This window comes from Kitasatospora sp. NPDC059599 (assembly GCF_042735125.1).
GTDB lineage: Bacteria > Actinomycetota > Actinomycetes > Streptomycetales > Streptomycetaceae > Kitasatospora.
This window is the reverse complement of sequence record NZ_JBHWCL010000030.1, coordinates 34,631-58,848: the sequence shown is the minus strand read 5'-3', so window position 1 is coordinate 58,848 and position 24,218 is coordinate 34,631. Positions and strand designations below refer to the sequence as shown.

Genomic DNA, 24,218 nt, shown 5'->3' with positions numbered 1-24,218 from the left:
GGGTCATGGTGCTCAACGGCCCCAACCTGGGCCGGCTCGGCAGCCGCGAGCCGGACGTCTACGGCGCCACCTCCTACGCCGGCCTGGTCGAACGCTGCACCGCCCTCGGCAAGGAGTTCGGCTTCGAGGTCGAGGTGCACGAGACCAACTCCGAGCAGCAGATGGTGGAGTGGCTGCACGAGGCGGCCGACGGACAGGTGCCCGTGGTGATCAACCCGGGCGCGTTCACGCACTACTCGTACGCGATGCGCGACGCCGCCGCGCAGCGCACCGCGCCGCTGATCGAGGTGCACATCTCCAACCCGTACGCCCGGGAGACCTTCCGGCACACCTCGGTGATCGCGGCGGTGGCCTCCGGCACCGTCGCCGGCTTCGGGCTCGGCTCGTACGAGCTGGCGCTGCGGGCGCTCGCCGAGGGGCTCACCTCGCGCTGAGGACCGGGCCCGTCCCCGACGGGCCCGGACCCACGGCCCGGCTGCGGACTGTGCCCGCTGCCGGGCCGCCGTGTAGTGTCCCCGCTGAGAACGTGTCGGGAGGTGCCGTGACGCAGTACGCCGGAGGCGGGCAGGTCCCGCCGCGTCCCGCCGCTCCGCCGGTGCCTCCGGGGGGCGGTGCGGGAGCGGCCCCGTCGGGGGTGCCGGTTCCGCCGCCGCCGCAGGTCCGGCCCGTGCCGACCGGTTCACCGGCTCCTGTGGCTCCCGTTGCTCCTGCGGCGCCCGTGGCTCCGGCTCCCGTTGCTCCTGCGGCTCCCGTTGCTCCTGCTCCTGTTGCTTCTGCGGCGCCCGCTGTGGTCGGGCCCGCTCCCGTCGCGCCCGCTGCGGTCGGGCCCGCGCAGGTGCTCGCGCCCGGGCCCACCGCCGGTCCGGCCCCGACTCCCGTCGCGGCCCAGGCCCAGGCCCAGGCGACGGTCCCGGTCCCGGCGCCCGTGCCGCTTGCCGCTCCGGTGCCCAGCGCACCGGTACCCGCCGGAGGGACCGGGCACTTCGTCCTGCCGTCCGGGACGCCCGTCCAGCTGCCCGCCCACCCGCCGCGGCAGCACGCGCCCACCGGGCCGATCGCCGTCCTGCTGATCGGTCCCGCCGGCGCCGGCAAGACCACCGTCGCCCGGTACTGGGCCGAGCGCCGGCCCACCCCGACCGCGCACATCAGCCTGGACGACGTACGGGAATGGGTGCAGTCCGGCTTCGCCAACCCGCAGTCCGGCTGGAACAACGCCTCCGAGGCGCAGTACCGGCTGGCCCGCCGCACCTGTGGCTTCGCCTGCCGCAACTACCTGGCCAACGGCATCTCCTGCATCATCGACGACGCCGTTTTCCCGGACCGTCCGGCGATCGGCCTCGGCGGCTGGAAGCGGCACATCGGCCCCGGCATGATCCCGGTCGTCCTGCTGCCCAGCCTGGACTCGGTGCTGGGCCGCAACGCCCGGCGCAGCGGGAACCGGCGTCTCGGCGACGAGGAAGTCGCGCGCATCCACGGGCGGATGGCCGGCTGGTACAACTCCGGGCTGCCGATCATCGACAACTCGTACCTGGACGTCGCCGGGACGGCCGCCGAGCTGGACCGTGTGATCCTGGCCCGGCTGACGGGCATGCCGGTCCGCTGACCCGGCCGACAGCCCCCGCCCGGCCGCCCCCCCCGTCACCCCCCGCCCCGCCTCCCCGTCGCCTGCCGACTCGGGCGGCCGCGGGCGTGTCGGTGCCGACTGCGATGATGGAGGCGTCCTCGGGCCCGCCCAGCGGCCCGTCCTGTCGAACCCGGGGAGCTGACGCCCGTGCCGGAAGGCCACATCATCCACCGCCTCGCCGCCGAGAACCGGAAGGCCTTCGGCGGACGCCCCGTCCGGGTCTCCAGCCCGCAGGGCCGGTTCGCCGACGAGGCCAAGGTGATCGACGGGCAGCTGCTCACCGGTGCCGAGGCGATCGGCAAGCACCTCTTCCTCGGCTTCGAGGAAGGCGCCTGGGTGCACGTCCACCTCGGGCTCTACGGAGGCTTCACCTTCGGCGCCGGCCCGGCGCCCGCGCCGGTCGGCCTGGTGCGGCTGCGACTGGAGGGCGAGGACGGCTACGCCGACCTGCGCGGTCCCAACACCTGCGCCCTCGTGGCCGACGACCGGAAGGCCGCGGTCGCGGCCCGCCTCGGCCCCGACCCGCTGCGCGCCGACGCCGACCCGGAGGCCGCCTGGCGCCGGATCGCGGCCAGCCGCACGACGGTCGCCGCGCTGCTGATGGACCAGAAGGTGCTCGCCGGGGTGGGCAACGTCTACCGGGCCGAGGTGCTGTTCCGCCACGGCATCGACCCGCACCGGGCCGGGCGCGACCTCACCCGGAAGGAATGGGACGCCGTCTGGTTCGACCTGGTCGCCCTGATGCACGAGGGCGTCGCGGTCGGCCGGATCGACACCGTCCGTCCCGAACACACCCCGGAGGCGATGGGGCGCCCGCCCCGCGTGGACGACCACGGCGGCGAGGTGTACGTCTACCGGCGGGCGGCGATGCCCTGCCACGTCTGCGGCACGGACGTGCGGACCGAGGAGCACGCCGCGCGCAACCTCTTCTGGTGCCCGACCTGCCAGGCAGCCTGAGACCCCGATCCGCCCTCCGGGCCGGAGCCCAGCCCGTAGGCTGGGGCCGACCGGCCGGAGGGAGCGGGCAGATGGAGCATCGGCGGGTGACCAACACCGTGTCAGGAACGGTGGGTGGCCACGTGGTGCAGGCCGACACCATCGGCTCGGTGCACCTCCACCAGGCCGAACCGCCGCCGAGGCCTCGTCAGGTCCGGCCCCCGCACGGGCCCTTCGTCAACCGGGAGCCGGAACTCGCCGCGCTGACCGCGGCGTCGGGCCGGGTCGAGGCCGGCGGGCTGGGGATCGTGGTGTTCACCGGGCTCGGCGGGGTCGGGAAGACCGAACTGATCGCCAAGTTCGCCGAGGAGCACCGGGCGCGCTTCCCGGGCGGGGACCTCTACGCGGACCTCCTGGCCTACCGGCACCAGGGCGGGGTGGACCTCCCCTCGCTGCTGGCCGGCTTCCTGCGCGCCCTCGGGACGGAGCCCCCGGCGGTGGAGGCGGAGCGATTCACGATGTTCCGCACGGTCACCGCCGAGCGCCGGTGCCTGTTCTTCCTGGACAACGTCGAGCACGCCGCCGAGGTGCGCGCCCTGCTCCCGTCGACCGGACTGGTGGTGGTCGCGAGCCGGCGGCGGCTGCCCGCGCTGCGCACCGACGGCGCCGAGGTGCGACAGCTCGGTCCGCTGAGCGCGACGGCCGGTGCCGATCTGGTCCGGGCCTGGCTGGGTTCCGGGCGGGGCACCGACGGGGAGTTGGCGGCGCTGGTCGAGCTGTGCGGCGGGCTGCCGCTGGCGCTGAACGCCGTCGGCAGCCAGCTGCTGGACCGCGACCACCTGCCGGTCGGCCGGGTGGTGGCCGAACTGCACGACCGGGAGGGCAGGTTGGCCATGCTGGACGACGAGGAGAACGACCTCGGCCCGACCTACGACCTGGTCCACGAGCGGTTGTCGCCGCACGGCCGGGCGCTCTACCGGCTGATCGGCGTGCACCCCGGCCCCTTCGTGTCGGCCGAGTCGGCGGGTGCGGCGGGCGTCGAGCGGGCCGGGGCGGCGCTGCAGGAACTGCGCGCCGTCCACCTGCTCGACGAGGTGATGGACGACGACGTCGAAACGCGCTTCCGCGCCCACGACGTGGTGCGGCTGCACGCCTACGGCCGTACCCGGGAGCTGCCCGGCCGGACGGAACTCCTCGTCCGGGTGGTGGCCTACTACCGGGGCCGGGCCGCACTGGCCGACCGGGCGATGGGGGCCAGGCTGCGACTGCAGGAGGAGAGCGGCGAGGAGCTGCCCGGGTTCGCCTCCGGTGCGGCCGCCCTGGAGTGGCTGCACGCCGAACGGGCCAACCTGCGCGCCGTGGTGGAGGAGGCCGCCCGGCAGCGGTGGCACGGCGAGGTGTGGCGGCTCTGTGAGTCGCTCTGGCCGCTGTACCACGGCCGCAAGCTCTACGAGGACTGGATCGCCACCCACCGGCTCGGCGTCGAGTCGGCCCAGTGGGACAACCAGCCGGCCGCCGTGGTCCGGATGCGCAACCAGCTCGCCCGCGCCCACTTCGAGCGCAAGGAGTACCGGCTTGCCGCCGAGCAGTTGGCGCTGGCCGCGGAGCAGCTGCCGCTGGTGGCGGACCGCCGCGTGGTGGGCGTACTGCACGAGACGGACGGCCTGCTGTGCCTGGCCGACGGCCGCCCCGGCGACGCGGTGGAGCGGTTCACGCTGGCCCTGGCGGAGAACCGGGGCGACGACCACGGTGAGATCGTCCAGAGCTACAACCTGGCACAGGCGCTGATCGCCGACGGCCGCGCCCCGGAGGCGCTGGACGTCCTGGACCGCGCCGGCGCGCGGGCCGCGGACACCGACGACCACGACATGCTGATGAAACTGCCGCTGGTCCGCGCCCGGGCCCACCGCGCGCTGGGGCGACCGGACCTCGCCGTCGTGCACGCCGGTGACTGCGCCCGGCGGGCCGGGGAGCGGAGCCAGTACGTGAAGGAGGCGCAGGCGCACACCCTGTTGGTGGCCCTGGCGGAGGAGCTGGGCGATGCCGAGTTGGCCGGGCGCAGCCGGGCCCGGCTGCGGGAACTGGCGGGTCAGCTCTAGGGTCCGTCCTCACACCGCGACTGCGGGGCGACGCTCCCCGGCCTTCGGCTTGCGATGCACGCACCCCAACGCCGCCCGGCCCGCCCTCCGGGCGGACGACGGGAGCGTGACGACGGGAGCGTGACGACGGGAGTGAGCGGACGGGAGCGTGCGGACGGACCCTAGGGAGGCGGGCCCTGGGGCGCGGTGCTGAACGAGAGCCGGGTGCGGTGCTCGCCGGTGCGGACGGTGAGTCCCTGTCGGGGGAGTTCGGCCGGGTCGCCGCCGTCGGCGAGCCAGCAGGCCACGGCGGAGCCGAGCAGCAGCGGGTCGATGCCCGGGTCGGGGCCGCCCCAGTCCGGTTCGGCGCGGGCCTCCAGCAGCAGACCGCTGCGCAGCCGGAGCAGGTGCCGGGCCGGGCCGAGCGCGGCCACCGCGACGGCGAGGCCGGGGAGTTCCGCGGCCGAGTCGGCGAGCCAGCGGGGAGCGGGGAGTTCGGCGTGGACCTCGGTGCGGGCCAGCACCTCCGCGGTGTAGCGCAGGGCGTCGCCCGGGTGTTCGTCGGTGAGCGCGTGGAAGCCGCGCGGGGTGTGGTCGGCCGGGTCGACGGGGTAGCGCCGCAGACTGACCTCGGTGCCCTCGCTCCCGCCCTCGACGTCGTACGCGGTGGGTCCGTCGGTGGTGCCGGGGTGCGGGACGGGCTTGGGGTAGGGCGGCAGGAGCGGTTCGTCCCCGGGTTCGTCCAGGTGCTCCAGGAAGGAGTAGAGCAGGGGGCGCAGCAGCGCGGCGGACCGGCCGCGCCGGCTCAGCGAGCGGTCGGTGAGCGGGCGCAGGGTGTCCGGGTCCTGCTCCCGCAGGGCCCGGGCGAGTTGGGCGGCGAGGTCGCCGTCGGGGTCGAGCACGGGGGCGGTCTGGCCGAAGGCGTAGCCGGGGGAGCGCGGGTCGAGTTCGGCGGCGCCGGTGGCGACGAGCACGGTGGGTCGTTCCAGCGCGGCGCCGTAGACGGATACCGAGCCGTGGTCGCCGATCAGGCAGTCGGCGGCGACCAGCGCGGCCTGCCAGCCCTGGTGCGGCGGGATCAGCCGCAGGCCCATCCGGCGGGCGGTGTCGAGCAGCGCCTCGGGGTCGTGCCGGCTCCAGATGTTGGGGTGCAGGACGACGGCGACCGTGTACTCGTCGGCGGGCAGCCGGCGGACCAGCCGCTGGGGCAGGTCGGGGCGGCGGCCGAATAACGAGTGCTCGCTCCAGGTGGAGTTGACGACGACGAGCCGTCGGCCGTCGACGGCGCCGAGCGCGGCCCGGTAGGCGTCCCGGGAGCGCAGGCTGCGCAGCATCCGGTCGAGGCACGGGTCGCCGACGACCCGGGCGACGTCCAGCGCTTCGGGGCAGGAGGTCCGCAGGCGGTCCAGCTGTTCGGGGTGGGAGAGGCCGAGGACGTCCACGAACACCTCTCCGCCGTGGGTGAGTTCGTTGCGCGAGAGGCCTGCGGAGCTGGTCGTGTCGCCGGTGGACTCGGTCACCAGGCGGTTGTAGCCGGCGCCGTGCGGGAGGACGACGAGCCGGGCGTCCAGGTGGTGCATGGAGGAGTGGACGGCGCAGGCGACGGCGAGGTCGAAGTGGTGCCGGAGGGCGTCCTGCCAGTCGAGCACGGTGAAGCCGGGCAGGCCGTGCAGGTAGTCGTCCAGGGCGCGGTCGGCGAAGGCGGAGCCGGGGTTGACGGTGAAGTACCGGTCGATGCCGTCCGGGTTGAGGAGGGTGAGGACGTCGAGGACGCGGGTGGCGGAGGTGAGGGTGCGGGCGACCGCCAGCACGCGTGCCCTGACCGGTCGGGTGTTCCAGCGGTCGGCGGGCCAGGCGTGGGGGTGGGACGGCACACCATGATCGTACTCATCCGGTGGCCCGGCCCGACGGCTGTTCCCCGAGTGTCGGTCAGCCCGCGGCGGCGGTGGGCTCGTGGTGCTCGCCGGCGGCGCATTCGTCGAGGAGGGGGCGCATGTCCTCGTCCACGAGCCGGTAGCGCACCACGCGGCCGTCCTTGTCGCCGGTGACGACGCCGGCCGTGCGGAGCAGCCGCAGGGCCTGGGAGACGGCGGGGTCGCGCATGCCGGTGGCGACCGCGAGGTCGGTGACGGCGAGCGGGCCGGCCCGGTGCAGGGCGAGCAGCAGGGCGAGCCGTCCGGGGTCGGCGAGCAGGGAGAAGCGCTCGGCCCAGGACCGGACGTGCGCGGTGTCGCCGATCGCGGCGATGGCCTCGCAGACCCGGTGCCCGTCGATGGTGCGGTGGCCCGCGCGGTCGGCCGGTACGAGATGCATGCGGACATTCTTGCAGGCGGGGGCCTGTGATCCTGGACACCTGCGCAGGTGCGCAGCCTTGCATGGGTCGGGGCGCGACCCCTACGGTGTAGCCCGCCGTGGTGCTCGGGAAGACCGGTGACGGACCCTCAGGGGTCCCAGTCCGGAGCGGCCCTCGCCACTGTGATCGGGTGAGTTCCTTCGTCCTCGACGGAATTCGGTCCGTGTCCACGAAGCCACTGGGTGCCTCGCGCACTCGGGAAGGCGGACCCGGATGTCCCGTAAGCCAGGAGACCGGCCACGGCACTTCACGAAGTGATTCCACGAGGTGTTGGAGCGTGATCCTGAGATGACCCTGCCCGAAACCGCCGCGGCGGACGCGAAAGCGGCGCCGTCCGTGTTGCCCGCCTTCCGGTGGAAACGCGAGGACACCGTCCGTACGGCCGGGTTGATGGGGGTGATCCTGGCCATGCACGTGGTGGCCTTCGGGACGCTCGTGTTCCTGGTGGCGCCCGAGCGGTACGCGGTCGGCACCCAGGTCTTCGGGGTGGGCCTGGGCATCACCGCGTACACCCTCGGGATGCGGCACGCGTTCGACGCCGACCACATCGCGGTGATCGACAACACCACCCGCAAGCTGATGGCGGACGGCAAGCGGCCGGTCTCGGTGGGATTCTGGTTCGCGCTGGGGCACTCCTCGATGGTGGTCATCATGGCCGCCCTGGTGGCGGGCGGCGCCCAGCTGGCGAACACGCTGATGGACGACGAGTCGACCACCCACAAGTGGCTCGGCGTGGTCGGGACGACCACCTCCGGGGTGTTCCTCTACCTGATCGGCGCGCTCAACCTGGCGGCGCTGCTCGGCATCGTCAAGGTGTTCCGCGCGATGCGGGCCGGGCAGTACGACGAGGCGGAGCTGGAGGCGCACCTCGACTCCCGCGGCTTCATGGCCCGGGTGCTGAACCGGGCGACCCGTTCGATCACCCGCCCCGGGCAGATGTTCCCGGTCGGCATGGTGCTGGGCCTGGGCTTCGACACCGCCACCGAGGTCACCCTGATGGTGATGGCGGGTTCGGGCGCGGCCGCCGGGCTGCCCTGGTACGCGATCGTCTGCCTGCCGCTGCTGTTCGCGGCCGGGATGAGCCTGTTCGACACCCTGGACGGGACGTTCATGAACTTCGCGTACCAGTGGGCCTTCTCCAACCCGGTGCGGAAGGTGTACTACAACCTGACCATCACGGGGCTGTCGATCGCGGTGGCCTTCATCATCGGCACCATCGAGCTGGTCGGCGTGCTGCACGAGAAGTTCGACCTGACCGACCCGGTGAGCGGCTGGATCGCGGAGATCTCGCTGGACAACGTCGGCTACGCGATCGCGGGGCTGTTCGTGGTGGTCTGGGCGGTGGCGATCGGGTACTGGAAGCTCGCCAAGGTCGAGAAGCGCTGGACGCCGCAGGAGCAGTGAGCTGAGGGGCCCACCGCGCGGTGCCGAACGGCGCCTCCCCACTCGGGGAGGCGCCGTTCGTGCGTGCGGGGTCAGCGCTCCTCGCGGAAGTCGACGTGCCGGCCCGCGACCGGGTCGTACTTGCGCAGGACCATCCGGTCCGGATCGTTGCGGCGGTTCTTGCGGGTCACGTACGTGAAGCCGGTGCCGGCGGTGGAGCGGAGCTTGATGACGGGGCGCAGTTCGCTGCGGGCCACGGGTGTCCTCCTGGGTCCGGGGTGTTCGGTCGAGACCGTACACCGAAATGGAAGTCATTTTCATCTGGTGTAGCGTTTGCGCCGTCCCGATCATTCCCGGACGCCAGGGAGCACCCATGTCCGCCCACTGCCGGCTCACCGGCCGCCGGCCCGGCTTCGGCAACGCGATCTCGCACTCGCACCGCCGCACCCGCCGCCGCTTCGACCCCAACGTCCAGCGCAAGCGCTACTGGCTGCCCGGTGAGGGCCGGTACGTGCGGCTCACGCTGAGCGCCAAGGGCATCCGCACCGTCGACACGATCGGCATCGAAGCCGCCGTCGCCCGGATCCGGGCCCGGGGGGAGAGGGTCTGATGGCCGAGCAGAGCAAGATCGCCAAGAACGAGCAGCGGCGCGCCGTCGTCGACCGGTACGCCGAACGCCGGGCCGAGCTCAAGCGGATCATCGCCCACCCCGGCGCCGACCCGGCCGAGCGCGCCGCCGCGCGGGCCGAACTCGCCCGCCGGCCGCGCGACGCCGGCGCGACCCGGGTCCGCAACCGCGACGCCGTGGACGGCCGCCCCCGCGGCTACCTGCGCGCCTTCGGCCTCTCCCGGGTCAACCTGCGCGCGCACGCCCACGCCGGCCACCTGCCGGGCGTCCGGAAGGCGAGCCGGTGAGCCCGGTGGACGCCCCGGAGCGGATCAAGCTGCCCGTGGTCGTCGTCGCCGGGCTGCACGCCGAGGAACGACGCGCGGCCGTCGACGAGCTGACCGCGGACGCGGTGGAGGCGGTGGTGCTGCGGCACGACCTGCGGGACGCCTCGCTCGGCCTCGTCCACCGGGAACTGCGCGACGCCCGGGGGGTGTTCGACGCGGACGACGCGCCGTTGACGAACGACTGCCCGTGCTGCGCCCTGCGCGAGGACCTGCTGCCCCGGCTGCTGGGGATCGCCGACGAAGGCCGCCACGGGCTCGCCGTCGTCGAACTGTGGGGCGGCAGCGACCCGCACCCGGCCGTCGAGGTGATCGCCGGCGGAGAATCCGGCGGGCGGCGCCTCGCGGACGCCGTCGAACTCGCGGGCGTCGTCACCGCCGTCGCTCCGGACCGGCTGATCGGCGAACTCTCCGTCCCCGACGACCTGGCGGAACACGGCGAACACACCGCCGAACGGGACGAGCGGACCCGTGCGGAAGCGTTGGCCCACCAGATCGAGTACGCCGGCACCCTCGCCGTTCCGCGAGCCACGGCGCACGCTCCGGGGCTCGCACTGCTGCGTCAGCTCCACCCCACCGCCCGGGTCGTCCGGCTCGGCACCGGCGCCCTCACCCGGGCCGCACTCGGCGGCTTCGACGTCGCCGCCGCCCGCGACCGGGTCAACCCGGCCATCGCCCTGCTGCCGCAGGAACGCGACGAGGCGGGCGTCACCACCCTGGTGTGGGAACGCCGCCGGCCGCTGCACCCGGAGCGGTTCCACGAGGCTCTGCACCAGCTCGTCCCGGCGGCGCAGCGCAGCCGCGGCCGCTTCTGGCTGGCCAACCGCCCGGACCTGATGCTGGCCTGGGACGCGGCCGGGGCCAACCTCGCCGTCGAGGAGTGCGGGCCCTGGCTCGCCACCCTGTCCGACGCGGCCTGGGAGTTCTACCCGCCCGCCCGGCGGGCGGCGGCCGCCCTCGACTGGCACCCGCTGCACGGCGACCAGGTCCAGCAGCTCTGCTTCACCGCGGAGGGGCTGGACGTCGACGGGATCACCGCGCTGCTCGACGCCTGCCTGCTCACCGACGTCGAACTCATCGCCGGTGAGGCCGGTTGGAAGACCCTGCCCGACGCCTTCCGGGACCTGCTCGCCCCCCTCCACTGAAGGAGCCCCGACATCATGCGCAAACGAACAGCCCCGCCGAAGGAGCGGCCCGACCCCCTGGACGCGGCCGGCATCGAGGACGTCGACCACGAGGACCAGGAGCTTCCGATGGCCGTGCCCGAGCGCGGGACCTCCCGCAGCAACACCCGGCACCGTCGCGCCCGGTGAAGGGCGACGCCCCCGAAGCCGGTCCCGGTCACGATCGACGGCCGCGAGCTGCTCGTGCCGCAGAACCTGGTCCCGGCCTACCGCCGGGGGCTGATCGACCCGGGGGAGGCGCAGCGGCGGCGGCCCGTGGCGGCCCGACCGTGCCGGGTGGCGGGAAACCGGTGGTGGTACGGGGGCGCGTCGGGGGCTCCGGGGGTTCCGTCGGGGGTGCTCGGCGGGCGGTTCGGGCCGGGGGTTCGTAGGCTCGACGCATGGCGGATGCGTACGCGGGGCGGCGGGAGCGGGTGAGGGAGCACTGCAGTGCGGCCGGGGCCGATGCGGCGCTGATCACCCGGGCGGCGAACGTGCGGTATCTGACGGGCTGCGCGCCCTGCGGGGCGACGCTGCTGCTGACCAGGGAGCGGGCGCTGCTGGCGCTGCCCGACGACCTGCCGCCGGACGACACGGGGGAGCACCTGATCGTCCCCGACGTGACCCGGCTGCCGGTGGCGGCCGGGGCGGACACCGCGCTGGCCGCCGCCGCCGCGGCGAGCAGCTTCGGGGTCGAGGGCCTCGCGGTCGAGGAGCACGACCTGACCGTCAGCCGGCACCGGACGGTGGCGGGCCTGGCCGAGCGGGCCCGGCTGGTCGACCTCGGGCAGGTGGTCGAGCGGCTGCGGGTGGTCAAGGACGAGCACGAGATCGCCGATCTGCGGATCGCCGCCGAGATCGCCGACCAGGCGCTCGGCGAGCTGCTGGAGTCGATCCTGGTCGGCCGCACCGAGCGGCACCTGGCCATGGAGCTGGAGCGCCGGATGATCGACCACGGGGCCGACCGGGCCGCCTTCCCGGTGTCGGTCGGCACCGGCAGCCACTCCGGCCAGGCCGCCCACCAGCCGACCGACCGCCGGGTGGAGGAGGGCGACTTCCTGACCGTGGTGATGGGGGCCCAGTACCGCGGCTACGGCGTGTCCACCGCCCGCACCTTCGTGATCGGCGCCGCTCCCGCGCCCTGGCAGGTGGAGCTGCACCGGCTGGTCTTCCGGGCCCAGCGGGCCGGTCGGGAGGCGCTCGGACCAGGCGTGGAGCAGTGCGTACCCGACCGGGCCGCCCGGCAGGTCCTGGAGGCGGCGGGCCACACCGAGGGCTCGCCGCACCCGGTGGGTCACGGCATCGGGCTGGAGATCCGGGAGGCACCGCGCCTCGGTCCGTCGGACATGGGTAAACTGGACAGCCGCGTGCCGGTCACCGTCGGCCCAGGGGTCCACCTCCCGGGCAAGGGCGGCGTCCGGATCGAGGACACGCTCGTCGTGCGCCCCCTCGAAGAGGGCGGGCCCGAGCTGCTCACCATCACCACCAAGGAGCTCCTCGCCCTGTGACCGCGGCCTCCAGTCGGCCGTCGGCGGCAGGACGCACCCCTTGGTTCCTTGACAGCTATATCCAGGAGTAAGTGCGCCCGTGGCTTCCACGAACGATCTCAAGAACGGCATGGTCCTCAAGCTGGAGGGCGGCAAGCTCTGGTCCGTCGTCGAGTTCCAGCACGTCAAGCCCGGCAAGGGCCCGGCCTTCGTTCGGACCAAGCTCAAGGAGGTCCTGACGGGCAAGGTCGTCGACAAGACCTTCAACGCCGGCACCAAGGTCGAGACCGCCAACGTCGACAAGCGCGGCATGCAGTTCTCGTACAAGGACGGCGAGAACTTCGTGTTCATGGACATGGACACCTACGACCAGCTCACCATCGAGCCGGCCGTCGTCGGCGACGCCGCCAAGTACCTGCTGGAGGGCTTCGAGGCCCTCGTCGCGCAGAACGAGGGTTCGGTGCTCTACATCGAGCTCCCGACCTCCGTCGAGCTGACCATCGCCGAGACCGAGCCGGGCGTCCAGGGCGACCGCTCCACTGGCGGCACCAAGCCGGCCACGCTGGAGACCGGCGCCGAGATCCAGGTGCCGCTCTTCGTCACCACCGGTGAGAAGGTCAAGGTCGACACCCGCGACGGCAGCTACCTCGGCCGGGTGAAGTAAGTCCGTGTCGGCCGCACGTAGCAAGGCCCGCACCCGGGCCTTCCAGATCCTCTTCGAGGCCGACCACCGCGGGGTCGACCCGCAGCGGGTCCTCGCCGACTGGGTGGCCCGCGCCCGCGAGCCGAAGCCCGAGGAGGGCACCCCGCAGGTCGGCGAGTACACCATGGAGCTGATCGAGGGGTACGTCCAGCACGCCCGTCGGATCGACGACCTGATCTCGCAGTACGCGGTGGGCTGGACCCTCGACCGGATGCCGATCGTGGACCGCAACGTCCTGCGACTCGGCGCGTACGAGCTGATCTGGGAGGACGGCGTCCCGGACGCGGTCGTCCTGGACGAGGCCGTCGAGATCGCCAAGGAGTACTCCACGGACGACTCCCCGGCCTTCGTCAACGGCATGCTCGCCCGTTTCCTGGAGCTGAAGCCGAGCATCCGCCGATAACCGGTCGTGCTCCGCGAACGGCCGTCGGACCCGCATGCCGGGTCCGGCGGCCGTTCGGCGTTCCCCGGCCGTCGCGCGGTCGGCCCGATCGGCGTAGGGTGTGGCCTACTCGTCAGTAACTTGGTGTTCGACGCCCCGTGCGAAAAGGCAGGTCCTCCCCCATGACCACCGCGATCCGCAGCGAGTTCGACCGGGGCATCGCCCTGACCAGACACCCCGAGGAGGCCGGCCGCTACGAGGCCGAGCTGGGCGCCGGCTGGCAGATCGGCGGCGGGGTCAACGGCGGGCTGCTGCTCGCGGTGGCCGGACACGCGCTGTCGCTGGAGCACGAGTCGCACCCGGACCCGGTGTCGATCAGCGGTTACTACCTGTCCGCCTCCACCCCCGGCCCGGCCACCGTCCGCACCGAGGTGCTGCGCACCGGCCGCGGGCTCTCCACCGGCACCGCCTCGCTCAGCCAGGACGGCGTCGAACGGCTGCGCGTGGTGGCCAGCCACGGCGACCTCTCCGCCGCCGACGGCGAGGTGCGCACCAGTGCCCGGCCGCCGCAGCTCCCGCCGCCGGAGCAGTGCATCGGCGTGGAGCACGCGCCGAAGGAACTGATCGCCGAGGCCGCCCTGCTGGAGCGCTTCGACCTGCGGCTGGACCCGGCCACCGTCGGCTGGGCGCTCGGGCAGCCCTCCGGCAACGGGCGGATCCAGGGCTGGTTCCGGCTCGCCGACGGCCGCGAACCCGACCCGCTGCTGCTCCTGCTGGTCGCCGACGCGCTGCCGCCGGTCACCTTCGACCTCGGCATGCCCGGCTGGGCCCCGACCGTCGAGCTGACCGTCCACCTGCGGGCCAAGCCCGCCCCGGGCTGGCTCCGCGTCACCCACGCGACCCGCAACCTGGCCGGCGGGTACTTCGAGGAGGACGCCGAGGTCTGGGACGAGTCCGGCCGCCTGGTCGCGCAGTCCCGCCAGCTGGCCCGGGCGCCGCGGTAGTCCGGGGGGATCCGCGCCACCGGTCCTATTACCGGTGGTTACATTCCTGTGACACGCCGTACGTGTGCGGCGTGCGGGCGGTGGGGAGGAAGGCGGTCAGCGGCGAGCCCGCCGCCGACCGTCACCCCCGTCGGCCGTCGTCGCCGGCGGCCGCCCGCCGAAGCCAGGAGCCATCCGATGAGTAGCCGCCACGGCCGCGCCCGCCGTAACTCCGACTGCACCGCCGGCGGCTCGCGGCCCGCGGTGCGGGCGTCGCACCGGCCGCAGGGGGCCGACGGGGCCGAGGGCGTCGAGGGCGTCGAGGGCGCCGACCAGGCGTTCGTCATCGGGGTGCTGACCAGCGCCGCGGACTTCGCGCGGGCCCGCGCCTGGGGGATCTCCGACGCCCCCGACTACGAGCGCTACCTGGCCGACACCGCCGAGCTGCTGGCGGACGCGCTGGAGCGCTTCGAGACCGTCCGGGCGCGGATGTTCCACCCGCAGGACTTCGAGGAGTTCTGCCTGCTCAACGGGCTGGACCCGGCCGAGCCCGCCGCCCGCGACCGCTACCTGGTCAACCCGGCGCTGCAGACCCAACTGCTCGCCTACCAGGGCGAGGAGCCGGCCGGGGACTTCGTGCCGCGCCTGGTCCGGGCCCGGGAGAACGGGCTGACGCTCTGCCACGCCGACCTGCTGCTCGACGGCGGCCTGTACGGCGGCGCGGGCGAGCGCGACGAGGACCACGCCCGCTGGGTGCGCGCCGCCTACCAGCGCGGGGGCGAGGTGTTCCGCCGGATGCTGGTCGGGGCGGGCGCCGGCGTGTACGAGCTGCGCCTGCGGGTGGACGCGCCCGGCGGCAGGCTGACCGCGGCCGCGCGGGTGCTGCAGTGGGAGGACGGCGTGGTGCGGATCAACGACGAGGACCTGGAGCTGGTCTGCGCGGTGCTGTGCGCCGGGCTGGCCCTGGAGCTGCCGGGCGTCGCGGTGCTGCACGGTTCGCAGGGCTCGGCCGCCTCCTGCGGGGAGTACCTGCCGGCCTCCTGGGCCTGGTCGAGCAGTGGGCAGGACTGGGCGCCGGCGGACCGGCCGGTCCGGCTGGACGGGGTCGCCGCGCAGCCCGGCTACAGCCTGGGCACGGTCTGCTGACACGTGGCGCGCCGCGCCGGGGGAGGGCCCGCTGCGCCCGGGAACACCGCGGCGCGGCCCCCCGGTCTGGGGTGCCGCGCCGTGACGTTTCTGCTTGCCGGCACTGGTGGGACGAGTGCCGGCACGCACAAGGATCCGCTGGCGGGAGCCGGTGCGGTGAGCCTCAGCTCGCGTCCTCCTCGCGCACCGCACGGCGCGCGTCGGGGTTCAGCACGCCCCAGGAGATCAGCTGCTCGGTGAGGATCGACGGCGACTGGTCGTAGATGACCGCCAGGGTGCGCAGGTCGTCCTGGCGGATCGACAGCACCTTGCCGTTGTAGTCGCCGCGCTGGCTCTGGATGGTCGCCGCGTAGCGCTGCAGCGGGCCGGCCTTCTCGGAGGGGACCTGGGTCAGTCTCTCCAGGTCGAGGACCAGGCGCGGCGGCGGCTCGGCCGCGCCGCCGGGGGTGCCGCCGGGCAGCAGCTCCTGTACCGGGACGCCGTAGAACTCCGCCAGCTCGGCCAGTCGCTGCACGGTGACCGCACGGTCCCCGCGCTCGTACGAGCCTACGACGACTGCCTTCCAGCGCCCCTGGGACTTCTCCTCGACACCGTGCAGGGAGAGCCCCTGCTGAGTGCGGATCGCTCGGAGCTTGCCTCCGAGTTGCTTCGCGTAGTCGCTGGACATTGATCTCCCCGGACGAGATTGCTTCGCGTTCAGTGGTGGGTCACGGGCGATGTCGACGTCGTTACCGGTGGGTTCGACGTCCGTCTCGTAACTCACTGTGAGGTTACGTAGAGTAAGGTAGTTGCGTCAAGCCGAATGGGGCAGTCGTGCGAATGGCCCGCATCGTCGGCGCGTCCGGGGTGTTAACCGACGGAAGCGGAATGATGGACTTCTGTTTGCCGTCCGGGGCGCTGCTAGGATGACCCGAAGCCCACGCCGACCCGGCGGGGGTGATTCAGACATCCTTTAAGGCCCGTCCAGTGAGGCGGGGAAGGAGGTCCGCTTCGGCATGACCGCACACCGAGATTCGACGCCGCAGGAAACGACGCCGCGGCCGCCGCACCAAGTGCTGGACGGCACGGACATCGCCCGGGTCATCACCCGGATAGCGCACGAGATCGTCGAGCGCGCCAAGGGCGCGGAGGACGTCGTGCTGCTCGGCATCCACACCAGGGGTGTCCACCTCGCCCGCCGCCTGCACGGCCGGCTGGCCCAGATCACCGGGCGCGACATCCCGCTGGGCACCCTGGACATCACCATGTACCGGGACGACCTGCGGCTGAAGCCCGCCCGCGCCCTGGAGCACACCGAGATCCCCTCCGACGGCATCGACGGCAAGCTCGTCATCCTCGTCGACGACGTGCTCTTCTCCGGCCGCACCATCCGCGCCGCGCTCGACGCGCTGAACGACATCGGCCGGCCGCGCGCCGTCCAGCTCGCCGTCCTGGTCGACCGCGGCCACCGCGAGCTGCCGATCCGCGCGGACTACGTGGGCAAGAACCTCCCCACCTCGCTGCGCGAGGCCGTTCAGGTGCGCCTCTCCGACGCCGACGGCGTGGACGCCGTCCTGGTCGGGGACCGCGACTTCGCCGCGCGCTCGTCACAGGCCATGGCCGCCAAGCCGTCCGAACCGCACCTCCCGGAGTAACCCGCGTGAAGCGCCACCTCGTCTCCGCCGCCGATCTCAGCCGCGACGACGCGCTGCTGATCCTGGACACCGCCGAGGAGCTGGCCCAGCTCTCCGGGCGGGCCGTCAAGAAGCTGCCCACGCTCCGCGGCCGCACCGTCGTCAACCTCTTCTTCGAGGACTCCACCCGGACGAAGACCTCCTTCGAGGTCGCCGAGAAGCGCCTCTCGGCCGACGTCATCAACTTCTCCGCCAAGGGCTCCTCGGTCTCCAAGGGCGAGAGCCTCAAGGACACCGCGCTGACCCTGCAGGCCATGGGCGCCGACGCGGTGGTCATCCGCCACCACGCCTCGGGCGCACCGGCCCGGCTGGCCCAGTCCGACTGGCTGCACGGCAGTGTGATCAACGCCGGTGACGGCACCCACGAGCACCCCACCCAGGCGCTGCTCGACGCCTTCACCATGCGCCGCCACCTCAACCCGGGCTCCGGCCACGACCTCGCGGGCCGCCGGGTGACGATCGTCGGCGACGTCCTGCACAGCCGGGTCGCCCGCTCCAACGTCCATCTGCTGAACACCCTCGGTGCCCAGGTCACCTTCGTCGCCCCGCCGACGCTGCTGCCGATCGGCATCGAACCCAATCCCGAAACCGGCGCAGCCGGGTGGCCCTGCGAGATCAGCTACGACCTCGACGCGGTGCTGCCCAAGACGGACGCGCTGATGATGCTGCGGGTCCAGCGCGAGCGGATGAACGCCGCGTTCTTCCCGACCGAGCGCGAGTACAGCCGCCGCTACGGCATGAACGGCCACCGGCTGGCCCGGCTGCCCGAGCACGCGATCGTGATGCACCCCGGCCCGATGGTCCGCGGCATGGAGATCACCGCCGAGGTCGCCGACTCGCCGCGCTGCACCGCGGTCGAGCAGGTCGCCAACGGCGTCTCCGTCCGGATGGCCGTGCTCTACCTGCTGCTCGGCGGAGCCACCCCCGCCGACGCCCCCGCCGACGCCCCCCGTACCGAGACCGTGGAGACCGCTCAGTGACCACCTACCTGATCCGCAACGCCAAGATCCTCGGCGGCGCCCCGCAGGACCTCCTCCTCGCCGACGGCGTGGTCAAGGAGATCGGCACCGGCCTGGCGGTCGAGGCGGACATCGAGATCGACGCCACCGGTCTGGTCGCGCTCCCCGGCCTGGTCGACCTGCACACCCACCTGCGCGAGCCCGGCCGCGAGGACGCCGAGACCGTGCTCACCGGCACCCGGGCCGCCGCGATGGGCGGCTTCACCGCCGTGCACGCGATGGCCAACACCACCCCGGTGGCCGACACCGCCGGGGTGGTCGAGCAGGTCTGGCGGCTCGGCCAGGAGGCCGGCTACTGCGACGTGCAGCCGGTCGGCGCCGTCACCGTCGGCCTGGAGGGCAAGAAGCTCGCCGAGCTGGGCGCGATGCACGAGTCCGCGGCCGGCGTGCGGGTCTTCTCCGACGACGGCAAGTGCGTGGACGACGCGGTGCTGATGCGCCGCGCCCTGGAGTACGTCAAGGCCTTCGACGGCGTCGTCGCCCAGCACGCCCAGGAGCCGCGGCTGACCGAGGGCGCCCAGATGAACGAGGGCCAGGTCTCCGGCGAGCTCGGGCTCGGCGGCTGGCCGGCCGTCGCCGAGGAGTCGATCATCGCCCGCGACGTGCTGCTCGCCGCGCACGTCGGCTCCCGGCTGCACGTCTGCCACGTCTCCACGGCCGGTTCGGTCGAGATCATCCGCTGGGCCAAGGCCAAGGGCTGGGACGTCACCGCCGAGGTCACCCCGCACCACCTGCTGCTCACCGACGAGCTGGTCCGCTCCTACGACCCGGTGTACAAGGTGAACCCGCCGCTGCGCACCGCCGAGGACGTCCAGGCGCTGCGCAAGGCGCTCGCCGACGGCACCATCGACGCCGTCGCCACCGACCACGCGCCGCACCCGGCCGAGGACAAGGACTGCGAGTGGGCCGTGGCCGCGATGGGCATGGTCGGCCTGGAGACCGCGCTGTCGGTCGTCCAGCAGACCATGGTCGAGACCGGCCTGCTGAACTGGGAGGGCGTCGCCGACCGGATGTCGCACCGTCCGGCCCGGATCGGCCGTCTCACCGGGCACGGCCGGCCGATCTCGGTGGGTGAGCCCGCGAACCTGGTGCTGTTCGATCCCGCGTACCGTGGTGCCGTGAACCCGGACACCTTCGCCACCCGTAGCCGAAACACGCCTTACAAGGGCCTCGACCTGCCCGGACGGGTGCACGCCACCTTCCTGCGCGGGCGCGCCACCGTGCTGGCCGGCGAGCCGGTCGAGCAGGACGGCGACGCGTGATGGACTACGCCACGCTCGCCAAGGAGCAGGCGAAGGTCACCAACTGGCCCGGGTACATCGGCTGGTCGATCGGCCTGCTGATCGTGATCGGCCTCGTCTACTGGCTGATGCGCCAGGGCTGGAACTGGCGCCGCACCCTGCAGTCCGGCATCCCGCCGTTGCCCGCCGTGCCGGATCGCGCCGGGCGCACCATCCTGGAGACCAGCGGCCGCTACCACGGCACGACCACCGCCGGGAACTGGCTCGACCGGGTCGTCGCGCACGGCCTGGGCACCCGCAGCCGGGCCGACCTCACCCTCGGCGAGGACGGCCTGCTGATCCGCCGCCCCGGTGACGTCGACTTCTGGATCCCGGCGGCGCACCTGACCGGTGCCCGCACCGACTCCGGGATCGCCGGCAAGGTCGTCCCGTCCGGGCTGCTCGTCGTCACCTGGACGCTCACCCGGCCTTCGGCCGGGGGGACCCCCACCGAAACGATCGAGCTGGACTCCGGCTTCCGGGCCGACCACCCCGACGAGCACGCCGCCTGGGTCGAGGCGGTCACCCACCTCGCAACACGCACGCAGACGAAGATGACGGAAGAGGCCGCGCAATGACCGCACCTGCCCCCACCACGCAGCGCCAACGGCGGGAACGCGTCCCCGCCGTGCTCGTCCTGGAGGACGGCCGGACCTTCCGCGGCCAGGCCTACGGCGCCACCGGCGAGACCTTCGGCGAGGCCGTCTTCAACACCGGCATGTCCGGCTACCAGGAGACCCTGACCGACCCGTCGTACCACCGCCAGGTCGTCGTGATGACCGCCCCGCAGATCGGCAACACCGGCTGGAACGACGAGGACGACGAGTCCAAGCAGATCTGGGTCGCCGGCTACGTCGTGCGCGACCCCGCCCGGGTCGCCTCCAACTGGCGCTCCCGCCGCTCGCTCGACGAGGAACTGGTCAACCAGGGCGTCGTCGGCATCAGCGGCATCGACACCCGCGCGCTGACCCGCCACCTGCGCGAGCGGGGCGCGATGCGCTGCGGCATCTTCTCCGGCGAGGCACTGGCCGACCAGGCCGCCCTGCTCGCCCGGGTGCAGCAGTCGCCCGAGATGAAGGGCGCCGACCTGTGCGCCGAGGTCGCCACCACCGAGCCGTACGTGGTGCCCGCGATCGGTGAGAAGCGCTTCACCGTGGCCGCGCTGGACCTCGGCATCAAGGCGATGACCCCGCAGCGGATGGCCGAGCGCGGCATCGAGGTGCACGTGCTGCCGGCCAACGCCACCCTGGAGGACGTCTACGCGGTCGAGCCGGACGGCGTCTTCTTCTCCAACGGCCCGGGCGACCCGGCCACCGCCGACCACCAGGTCGCCGTCGCGCAGGGCGTGCTGGAGCGCAAGACCCCGTTCTTCGGGATCTGCTTCGGCAACCAGATCCTCGGCCGCGCCCTGGGCTTCGGCACCTACAAGCTCAAGTACGGCCACCGCGGCATCAACCAGCCGGTGCAGGACCGCACCACCGGCAAGGTCGAGGTGACCGCCCACAACCACGGCTTCGCCGTGAACGCCCCGCTGGACAAGGTGAGCGACACCCCCTACGGGCGGGTCGAGGTCTCCCACGTCTGCCTGAACGACGACGTGGTCGAGGGCCTGCAGGCGCTCGACGTCCCCGCCTTCAGCGTGCAGTACCACCCCGAAGCTGCTGCCGGCCCGCACGACGCGGCCTACCTCTTCGACCGTTTCGTGAAGCTCATGGAGGGCCAGCGTGCCTAAGCGCACCGACATCAAGTCCGTCCTGGTCATCGGCTCCGGCCCGATCGTGATCGGCCAGGCCGCAGAGTTCGACTACTCGGGCACGCAGGCCTGCCGGGTCCTCAAGGCCGAGGGCCTGCGGGTCGTGCTGGTCAACTCCAACCCGGCCACGATCATGACCGACCCGGAGATCGCCGACGCCACCTACGTCGAGCCGATCACCCCGGAGTTCGTCGAGAAGATCATCGCCAAGGAGCGCCCCGACGCGCTGCTGCCGACCCTGGGCGGGCAGACCGCGCTGAACACCGCGATCTCGCTGGACGCCAACGGCGTGCTCGCCAAGTACAACGTCGAGCTCATCGGCGCCAAGGTCGAGTCGATCAACAAGGGCGAGGACCGCGAGCTCTTCAAGGGCGTCGTCGAGGCCGTCAACGCCAAGATCGGCCACGGCGAGTCCGCCCGTTCGGTCATCTGCCACACCATGGACGAGGTGCTGGCCGGCGTCGACACGCTCGGCGGCTACCCGGTCGTCGTCCGCCCCTCCTTCACCATGGGCGGCGCCGGCTCCGGCTTCGCCCACGACGAGGAGGACCTGCGCCGCATCGCCGGCCAGGGCCTGACCCTCTCGCCGACCACCGAGGTGCTCCTGGAGGAGTCCATCCTCGGCTGGAAGGAGTACGAGCTGGAGCTGATGCGCGACAAGAACGACAACGTCGTGGTCGTCTGCTCCATCGAGAACTTCGACCCGATGGGCGTGCACACCGGTGACTCGATCACCGTCGCCCCGGCGATGACCCTCACCGACCGCGAGTACCAGATCCTGCGCGACGTCGGCATCGCCGTCATCCGCGAGGTCGGCGTCGACACCGGCGGCTGCAACATCCAGTTCGCCGTCAACCCCGACGACGGCCGGGTCATCGTCATCGAGATGAACCCGCGCGTCTCGCGCTCCTCGGCGCTCGCCTCCAAGGCCACCGGCTTCCCGATCGCCAAGATCGCCGCCAAGCTGGCCGTCGGCTACACCCTGGACGAGATCCCCAACGACATCACCGAGGAGACCCCGGCCTCCTTCGAGCCGACCCTCGACTACGTCGTGGTCAAGGTGCCGCGGTTCGCGTTCGAGAAGTTCCCGAGCGCCGACGCCACGCTGACCACCACCATGAAGTCGGTCGGCGAGGCCATGGCCCTCGGCCGCAACTTCCCCGAGGCGCTGCAGAAGGCGCTGCGCTCGCTGGAGAAGAAGGGCTCCCAGTTCTCCTGGACCGGCCCGGTGGGCGACAAGACCGCTCTGCTGGCCAAGGCGGTCGTGCCGACCGACGGCCGGATCAACACCGTCATGGAGGCGATCCGGGCCGGCGCCACCCCGGAGGAGGTGTTCGAGGCCACCAAGATCGACCCGTGGTTCGTCGACCAGCTCTTCCTGCTCGACGAGATCGCCGGCGAGCTGGCCGAGGCCGCCGAGCTCACCCCCGAGCTGCTGCGCCACGCCAAGCGCCACGGCTTCTCCGACCAGCAGGTCGGCGAGATCCGCGGCCTGAAGCCGGACGTGGTCCGCGAGGTGCGCCACGCGCTCGGCGTCCGCCCGGTCTTCAAGACCGTCGACACCTGCGCCGCCGAGTTCGCCGCCAAGACCCCGTACTTCTACTCGTCCTACGACGAGGAGAACGAGGTCGCCCCCCGCACCAAGCCCGCCGTGATCATCCTGGGCTCCGGCCCGAACCGCATCGGCCAGGGCATCGAGTTCGACTACTCCTGCGTGCACGCGTCCTTCGCGCTCGCCGAGGCCGGGTACGAGACCGTCATGGTCAACTGCAACCCGGAGACCGTCTCCACCGACTACGACACCTCCGACCGGCTCTACTTCGAGCCGCTCACCCTGGAGGACGTGCTGGAGATCGTCCACGCCGAGCAGCAGGCCGGCCCGCTCGCCGGCGTGATCGTCCAGCTCGGCGGCCAGACCCCGCTGGGCCTGGCGCAGGCGCTCAAGGACAACGGCGTGCCGATCGTCGGCACCCAGCCCGAGGCGATCGACCTCGCCGAGGAGCGCGGCGCCTTCGGCCGCGTCCTGCGCGACGCCGGCCTGCCCGCGCCCAAGCACGGCACCGCCTTCTCCTTCGAGGAGGCCAAGGCGATCGCGGACGAGATCGGCTACCCGGTCCTCGCCCGCCCGTCCTACGTGCTCGGCGGCCGCGGCATGGAGATCGTCTACGACGAGGCCTCGCTCGCCTCCTACCTGGAGCGGCACGCCGGTCTGATCTCCGAGCACCCGGTGCTCATCGACCGCTTCCTGGACGACGCGGTCGAGATCGACGTCGACGCGCTCTACGACGGCACCGAGCTCTACCTCGGCGGCGTCATGGAGCACATCGAGGAGGCCGGCATCCACTCCGGCGACTCCGCCTGCGCGCTGCCCCCGATCACCCTCGGCGGCCACGACATCAAGCGCCTGCGCACCTCCACCGAGGCCATCGCGCGCGGCGTCGGGGTGCGCGGTCTGATCAACATCCAGTTCGCCCTCTCCGGCGACATCCTGTACGTCCTGGAGGCCAACCCGCGCGCCTCCCGGACCGTCCCGTTCACCTCCAAGGCGACCGCCGTGCCGCTGGCCAAGGCCGCCGCCCGGGTCTCGCTCGGCGCGACCATCGCCGAGCTGCGCGCCGAGGGCCTGCTCCCGGCCGAGGGCGACGGCGGCACGCTGCCCGCCGACGCGCCGATCGCGGTCAAGGAGGCCGTGATGCCGTGGAGCCGCTTCCGCGACGTGCACGGCCGCGGCGTGGACACCGTGCTCGGCCCGGAGATGCGCTCGACCGGCGAGGTCATGGGCATCGACAAGGTCTTCGGCACGGCCTACGCCAAGGCCCAGGCCGGCGCCTACGGCGCGCTGCCGACCAAGGGCAAGGTCTTCGTCTCGGTTGCCAACCGCGACAAGCGCAACCTGGTCTTCCCGGCCCGCGCGCTGGTCAGCCTCGGCTTCGAGGTGCTCGCCACGGCCGGCACCGCCGAGGTGCTGCAGCGCGGCGGCATCCCGTCCACGCTGGTGCGCAAGCACAGCGAGGGCGAGGGCCCGAACGGCGAGAGGACCATCGTCCAGCTGATCCACGACGGTGAGGTCGACCTCATCATCAACACGCCGTACGGCACCGGTGGCCGCCTCGACGGCTACGAGATCCGCACCGCGGCCGTGGCCCGCGCGGTGCCCTGCCTGACCACCGTCCAGGCGATGGGCGCGGCCGTCCAGGGCATCGACCGGCTGCTGCGCGACGAGGTCGGGGTGATGTCGCTCCAGGAGCACGCCGAGCTGATCAACGCCGGCCGCAAGTAGCACCACCGCAGTGGGGGGCACCGA

23 protein-coding genes, 1 pseudogene and 1 riboswitch are annotated in these 24,218 nt (G+C 73.0%); of the genes and pseudogenes, 20 read left to right on the top strand and 4 right to left on the bottom strand.

Going from position 1 to position 24,218, the window contains the following annotated elements:
• The first annotated feature begins 5 nt into the window (after positions 1-5).
• The 4 genes from aroQ (at position 6) to ACFV04_RS13795 (ending at position 4,659) form a co-directional block, all read left to right on the top strand.
• On the top strand, positions 6-434 hold the full coding sequence (gene aroQ / locus ACFV04_RS13810) for a type II 3-dehydroquinate dehydratase (RefSeq protein ID WP_360261932.1): 429 nt from the start codon (positions 6-8) through the stop codon (positions 432-434).
• A gap of 161 nt (positions 435-595) precedes the next feature.
• On the top strand, positions 596-1,603 hold the full coding sequence (locus tag ACFV04_RS13805) for an AAA family ATPase (RefSeq protein WP_380529036.1): 1,008 nt from the start codon (positions 596-598) through the stop codon (positions 1,601-1,603).
• 168 nt (positions 1,604-1,771) lie between these two features.
• Positions 1,772-2,581: an Fpg/Nei family DNA glycosylase gene (locus tag ACFV04_RS13800; protein WP_380338435.1), complete on the top strand. Its 810-nt coding sequence runs from the start codon at positions 1,772-1,774 to the stop codon at positions 2,579-2,581.
• Positions 2,582-2,667: 86 nt separating this feature from the next.
• Positions 2,668-4,659: an AAA family ATPase gene (locus ACFV04_RS13795; protein ID WP_380529027.1), complete on the top strand. Its 1,992-nt coding sequence runs from the start codon at positions 2,668-2,670 to the stop codon at positions 4,657-4,659.
• Between the two features lie 161 nt (positions 4,660-4,820).
• On the opposite strand, the gene ACFV04_RS13790 is transcribed toward ACFV04_RS13795, so the two are convergent.
• Both ACFV04_RS13790 and ACFV04_RS13785 read right to left on the bottom strand, forming a co-directional pair.
• Positions 4,821-6,512: a hypothetical protein gene (locus ACFV04_RS13790; RefSeq protein WP_380529025.1), complete on the bottom strand. Its 1,692-nt coding sequence runs from the start codon at positions 6,510-6,512 to the stop codon at positions 4,821-4,823.
• Between the two features lie 55 nt (positions 6,513-6,567).
• Positions 6,568-6,951 (bottom strand): ArsR/SmtB family transcription factor, encoded by a 384-nt coding sequence (locus ACFV04_RS13785; RefSeq protein WP_380338444.1) that lies wholly within the window; start codon positions 6,949-6,951, stop codon positions 6,568-6,570.
• A gap of 82 nt (positions 6,952-7,033) precedes the next feature.
• Positions 7,034-7,248: riboswitch (cobalamin riboswitch) on the top strand.
• A gap of 31 nt (positions 7,249-7,279) precedes the next feature.
• Between ACFV04_RS13785 and ACFV04_RS13780 the strand changes: the two genes are divergently transcribed.
• Entirely contained in the window at positions 7,280-8,395 is a 1,116-nt protein-coding gene (locus tag ACFV04_RS13780) for a HoxN/HupN/NixA family nickel/cobalt transporter (protein ID WP_380338447.1), read from the top strand.
• A gap of 71 nt (positions 8,396-8,466) precedes the next feature.
• On the opposite strand, the gene rpmG is transcribed toward ACFV04_RS13780, so the two are convergent.
• A complete protein-coding gene (gene rpmG / locus ACFV04_RS13775) occupies positions 8,467-8,631 on the bottom strand; it encodes a 50S ribosomal protein L33 (RefSeq protein ID WP_097238718.1) in 165 nt (54 codons plus the stop codon).
• A gap of 116 nt (positions 8,632-8,747) precedes the next feature.
• On the opposite strand from rpmG, the gene rpmB reads away from it, so the two are divergent.
• From rpmB to ACFV04_RS13730, 9 genes and pseudogenes are all read left to right on the top strand, one after another.
• Complete coding sequence (gene rpmB / locus ACFV04_RS13770; protein ID WP_380338453.1) at positions 8,748-8,984, top strand: 50S ribosomal protein L28; 237 nt, start codon at positions 8,748-8,750, stop codon at positions 8,982-8,984.
• Positions 8,984-9,289: a 30S ribosomal protein S14 gene (gene rpsN / locus ACFV04_RS13765; protein ID WP_380529022.1), complete on the top strand. Its 306-nt coding sequence runs from the start codon at positions 8,984-8,986 to the stop codon at positions 9,287-9,289. The genes rpmB and rpsN overlap by 1 nt, the downstream gene beginning before the upstream one ends.
• Complete coding sequence (locus tag ACFV04_RS13760) at positions 9,286-10,470, top strand: CobW family GTP-binding protein (protein ID WP_380529020.1); 1,185 nt, start codon at positions 9,286-9,288, stop codon at positions 10,468-10,470. Before rpsN ends, ACFV04_RS13760 begins: the two co-directional genes overlap by 4 nt.
• Positions 10,471-10,578: 108 nt before the next feature.
• Positions 10,579-10,740, top strand: a pseudogene (gene rpmF / locus ACFV04_RS13755) (50S ribosomal protein L32); the annotation flags it as partial.
• Between the two features lie 149 nt (positions 10,741-10,889).
• Positions 10,890-11,996 (top strand): M24 family metallopeptidase, encoded by a 1,107-nt coding sequence (locus ACFV04_RS13750; protein WP_380529018.1) that lies wholly within the window; start codon positions 10,890-10,892, stop codon positions 11,994-11,996.
• Between the two features lie 79 nt (positions 11,997-12,075).
• Positions 12,076-12,639, top strand: a complete 564-nt coding sequence (gene efp / locus ACFV04_RS13745) for an elongation factor P (protein ID WP_360261914.1) — start codon at positions 12,076-12,078, stop codon at positions 12,637-12,639.
• A 4-nt stretch (positions 12,640-12,643) separates the two neighbouring features.
• Positions 12,644-13,081: a transcription antitermination factor NusB gene (gene nusB, locus ACFV04_RS13740; protein ID WP_360261913.1), complete on the top strand. Its 438-nt coding sequence runs from the start codon at positions 12,644-12,646 to the stop codon at positions 13,079-13,081.
• A gap of 161 nt (positions 13,082-13,242) precedes the next feature.
• On the top strand, positions 13,243-14,064 hold the full coding sequence (locus ACFV04_RS13735; RefSeq protein WP_380338466.1) for a thioesterase family protein: 822 nt from the start codon (positions 13,243-13,245) through the stop codon (positions 14,062-14,064).
• Between the two features lie 177 nt (positions 14,065-14,241).
• Positions 14,242-15,189 carry a hypothetical protein gene (locus ACFV04_RS13730; RefSeq protein ID WP_380338469.1) on the top strand — a complete coding sequence of 316 codons (948 nt, stop codon included), beginning with the start codon at positions 14,242-14,244 and terminating at the stop codon, positions 15,187-15,189.
• 163 nt (positions 15,190-15,352) lie between these two features.
• On the opposite strand, the gene ACFV04_RS13725 is transcribed toward ACFV04_RS13730, so the two are convergent.
• Positions 15,353-15,856 carry a transcriptional regulator gene (locus tag ACFV04_RS13725; protein WP_030056198.1) on the bottom strand — a complete coding sequence of 168 codons (504 nt, stop codon included), beginning with the start codon at positions 15,854-15,856 and terminating at the stop codon, positions 15,353-15,355.
• Between the two features lie 328 nt (positions 15,857-16,184).
• Here ACFV04_RS13725 and pyrR point away from each other — a divergent pair, with 328 nt between their 5' ends.
• The 6 genes from pyrR to carB are packed head-to-tail and all read left to right on the top strand — an operon-like array spanning position 16,185 to position 24,194.
• Entirely contained in the window at positions 16,185-16,823 is a 639-nt protein-coding gene (pyrR, locus tag ACFV04_RS13720) for a bifunctional pyr operon transcriptional regulator/uracil phosphoribosyltransferase PyrR (protein ID WP_380338471.1), read from the top strand.
• Positions 16,824-16,828: 5 nt separating this feature from the next.
• Positions 16,829-17,842 carry an aspartate carbamoyltransferase catalytic subunit gene (locus tag ACFV04_RS13715; protein ID WP_380529015.1) on the top strand — a complete coding sequence of 338 codons (1,014 nt, stop codon included), beginning with the start codon at positions 16,829-16,831 and terminating at the stop codon, positions 17,840-17,842.
• Positions 17,839-19,143 carry a dihydroorotase gene (locus ACFV04_RS13710; RefSeq protein ID WP_380338477.1) on the top strand — a complete coding sequence of 435 codons (1,305 nt, stop codon included), beginning with the start codon at positions 17,839-17,841 and terminating at the stop codon, positions 19,141-19,143. Before ACFV04_RS13715 ends, ACFV04_RS13710 begins: the two co-directional genes overlap by 4 nt.
• A complete protein-coding gene (locus tag ACFV04_RS13705; protein WP_380529013.1) occupies positions 19,143-19,739 on the top strand; it encodes a hypothetical protein in 597 nt (198 codons plus the stop codon). Before ACFV04_RS13710 ends, ACFV04_RS13705 begins: the two co-directional genes overlap by 1 nt.
• Entirely contained in the window at positions 19,736-20,893 is a 1,158-nt protein-coding gene (gene carA / locus ACFV04_RS13700) for a glutamine-hydrolyzing carbamoyl-phosphate synthase small subunit (RefSeq protein WP_360261907.1), read from the top strand. The genes ACFV04_RS13705 and carA overlap by 4 nt, the downstream gene beginning before the upstream one ends.
• Positions 20,886-24,194, top strand: coding sequence for a carbamoyl-phosphate synthase large subunit (gene carB, locus ACFV04_RS13695; RefSeq protein ID WP_380338483.1), 3,309 nt, complete (start codon positions 20,886-20,888; stop codon positions 24,192-24,194). The genes carA and carB overlap by 8 nt, the downstream gene beginning before the upstream one ends.
• Positions 24,195-24,218 lie beyond the last annotated feature (24 nt).

Excerpts from the sequence above, each read along its gene's own strand:
- aroQ (WP_360261932.1), top strand. The coding sequence starts at position 6 with ATGGTGCTCAACGGCCCCAACCTGGGCCGGCTCGGCAGCCGCGAGCCG.
- ACFV04_RS13785 (WP_380338444.1), bottom strand. The coding sequence starts at position 6,951 with ATGCATCTCGTACCGGCCGACCGCGCGGGCCACCGCACCATCGACGGG.
- ACFV04_RS13780 (WP_380338447.1), top strand. The coding sequence starts at position 7,280 with ATGACCCTGCCCGAAACCGCCGCGGCGGACGCGAAAGCGGCGCCGTCC.
- rpmB (WP_380338453.1), top strand. The coding sequence starts at position 8,748 with ATGTCCGCCCACTGCCGGCTCACCGGCCGCCGGCCCGGCTTCGGCAAC.
- rpsN (WP_380529022.1), top strand. The coding sequence starts at position 8,984 with ATGGCCGAGCAGAGCAAGATCGCCAAGAACGAGCAGCGGCGCGCCGTC.
- ACFV04_RS13750 (WP_380529018.1), top strand. The coding sequence starts at position 10,890 with ATGGCGGATGCGTACGCGGGGCGGCGGGAGCGGGTGAGGGAGCACTGC.
- ACFV04_RS13735 (WP_380338466.1), top strand. The coding sequence starts at position 13,243 with ATGACCACCGCGATCCGCAGCGAGTTCGACCGGGGCATCGCCCTGACC.
- ACFV04_RS13730 (WP_380338469.1), top strand. The coding sequence starts at position 14,242 with ATGAGTAGCCGCCACGGCCGCGCCCGCCGTAACTCCGACTGCACCGCC.
- ACFV04_RS13725 (WP_030056198.1), bottom strand. The coding sequence starts at position 15,856 with ATGTCCAGCGACTACGCGAAGCAACTCGGAGGCAAGCTCCGAGCGATC.
- pyrR (WP_380338471.1), top strand. The coding sequence starts at position 16,185 with ATGACCGCACACCGAGATTCGACGCCGCAGGAAACGACGCCGCGGCCG.
- ACFV04_RS13705 (WP_380529013.1), top strand. The coding sequence starts at position 19,143 with ATGGACTACGCCACGCTCGCCAAGGAGCAGGCGAAGGTCACCAACTGG.
- carA (WP_360261907.1), top strand. The coding sequence starts at position 19,736 with ATGACCGCACCTGCCCCCACCACGCAGCGCCAACGGCGGGAACGCGTC.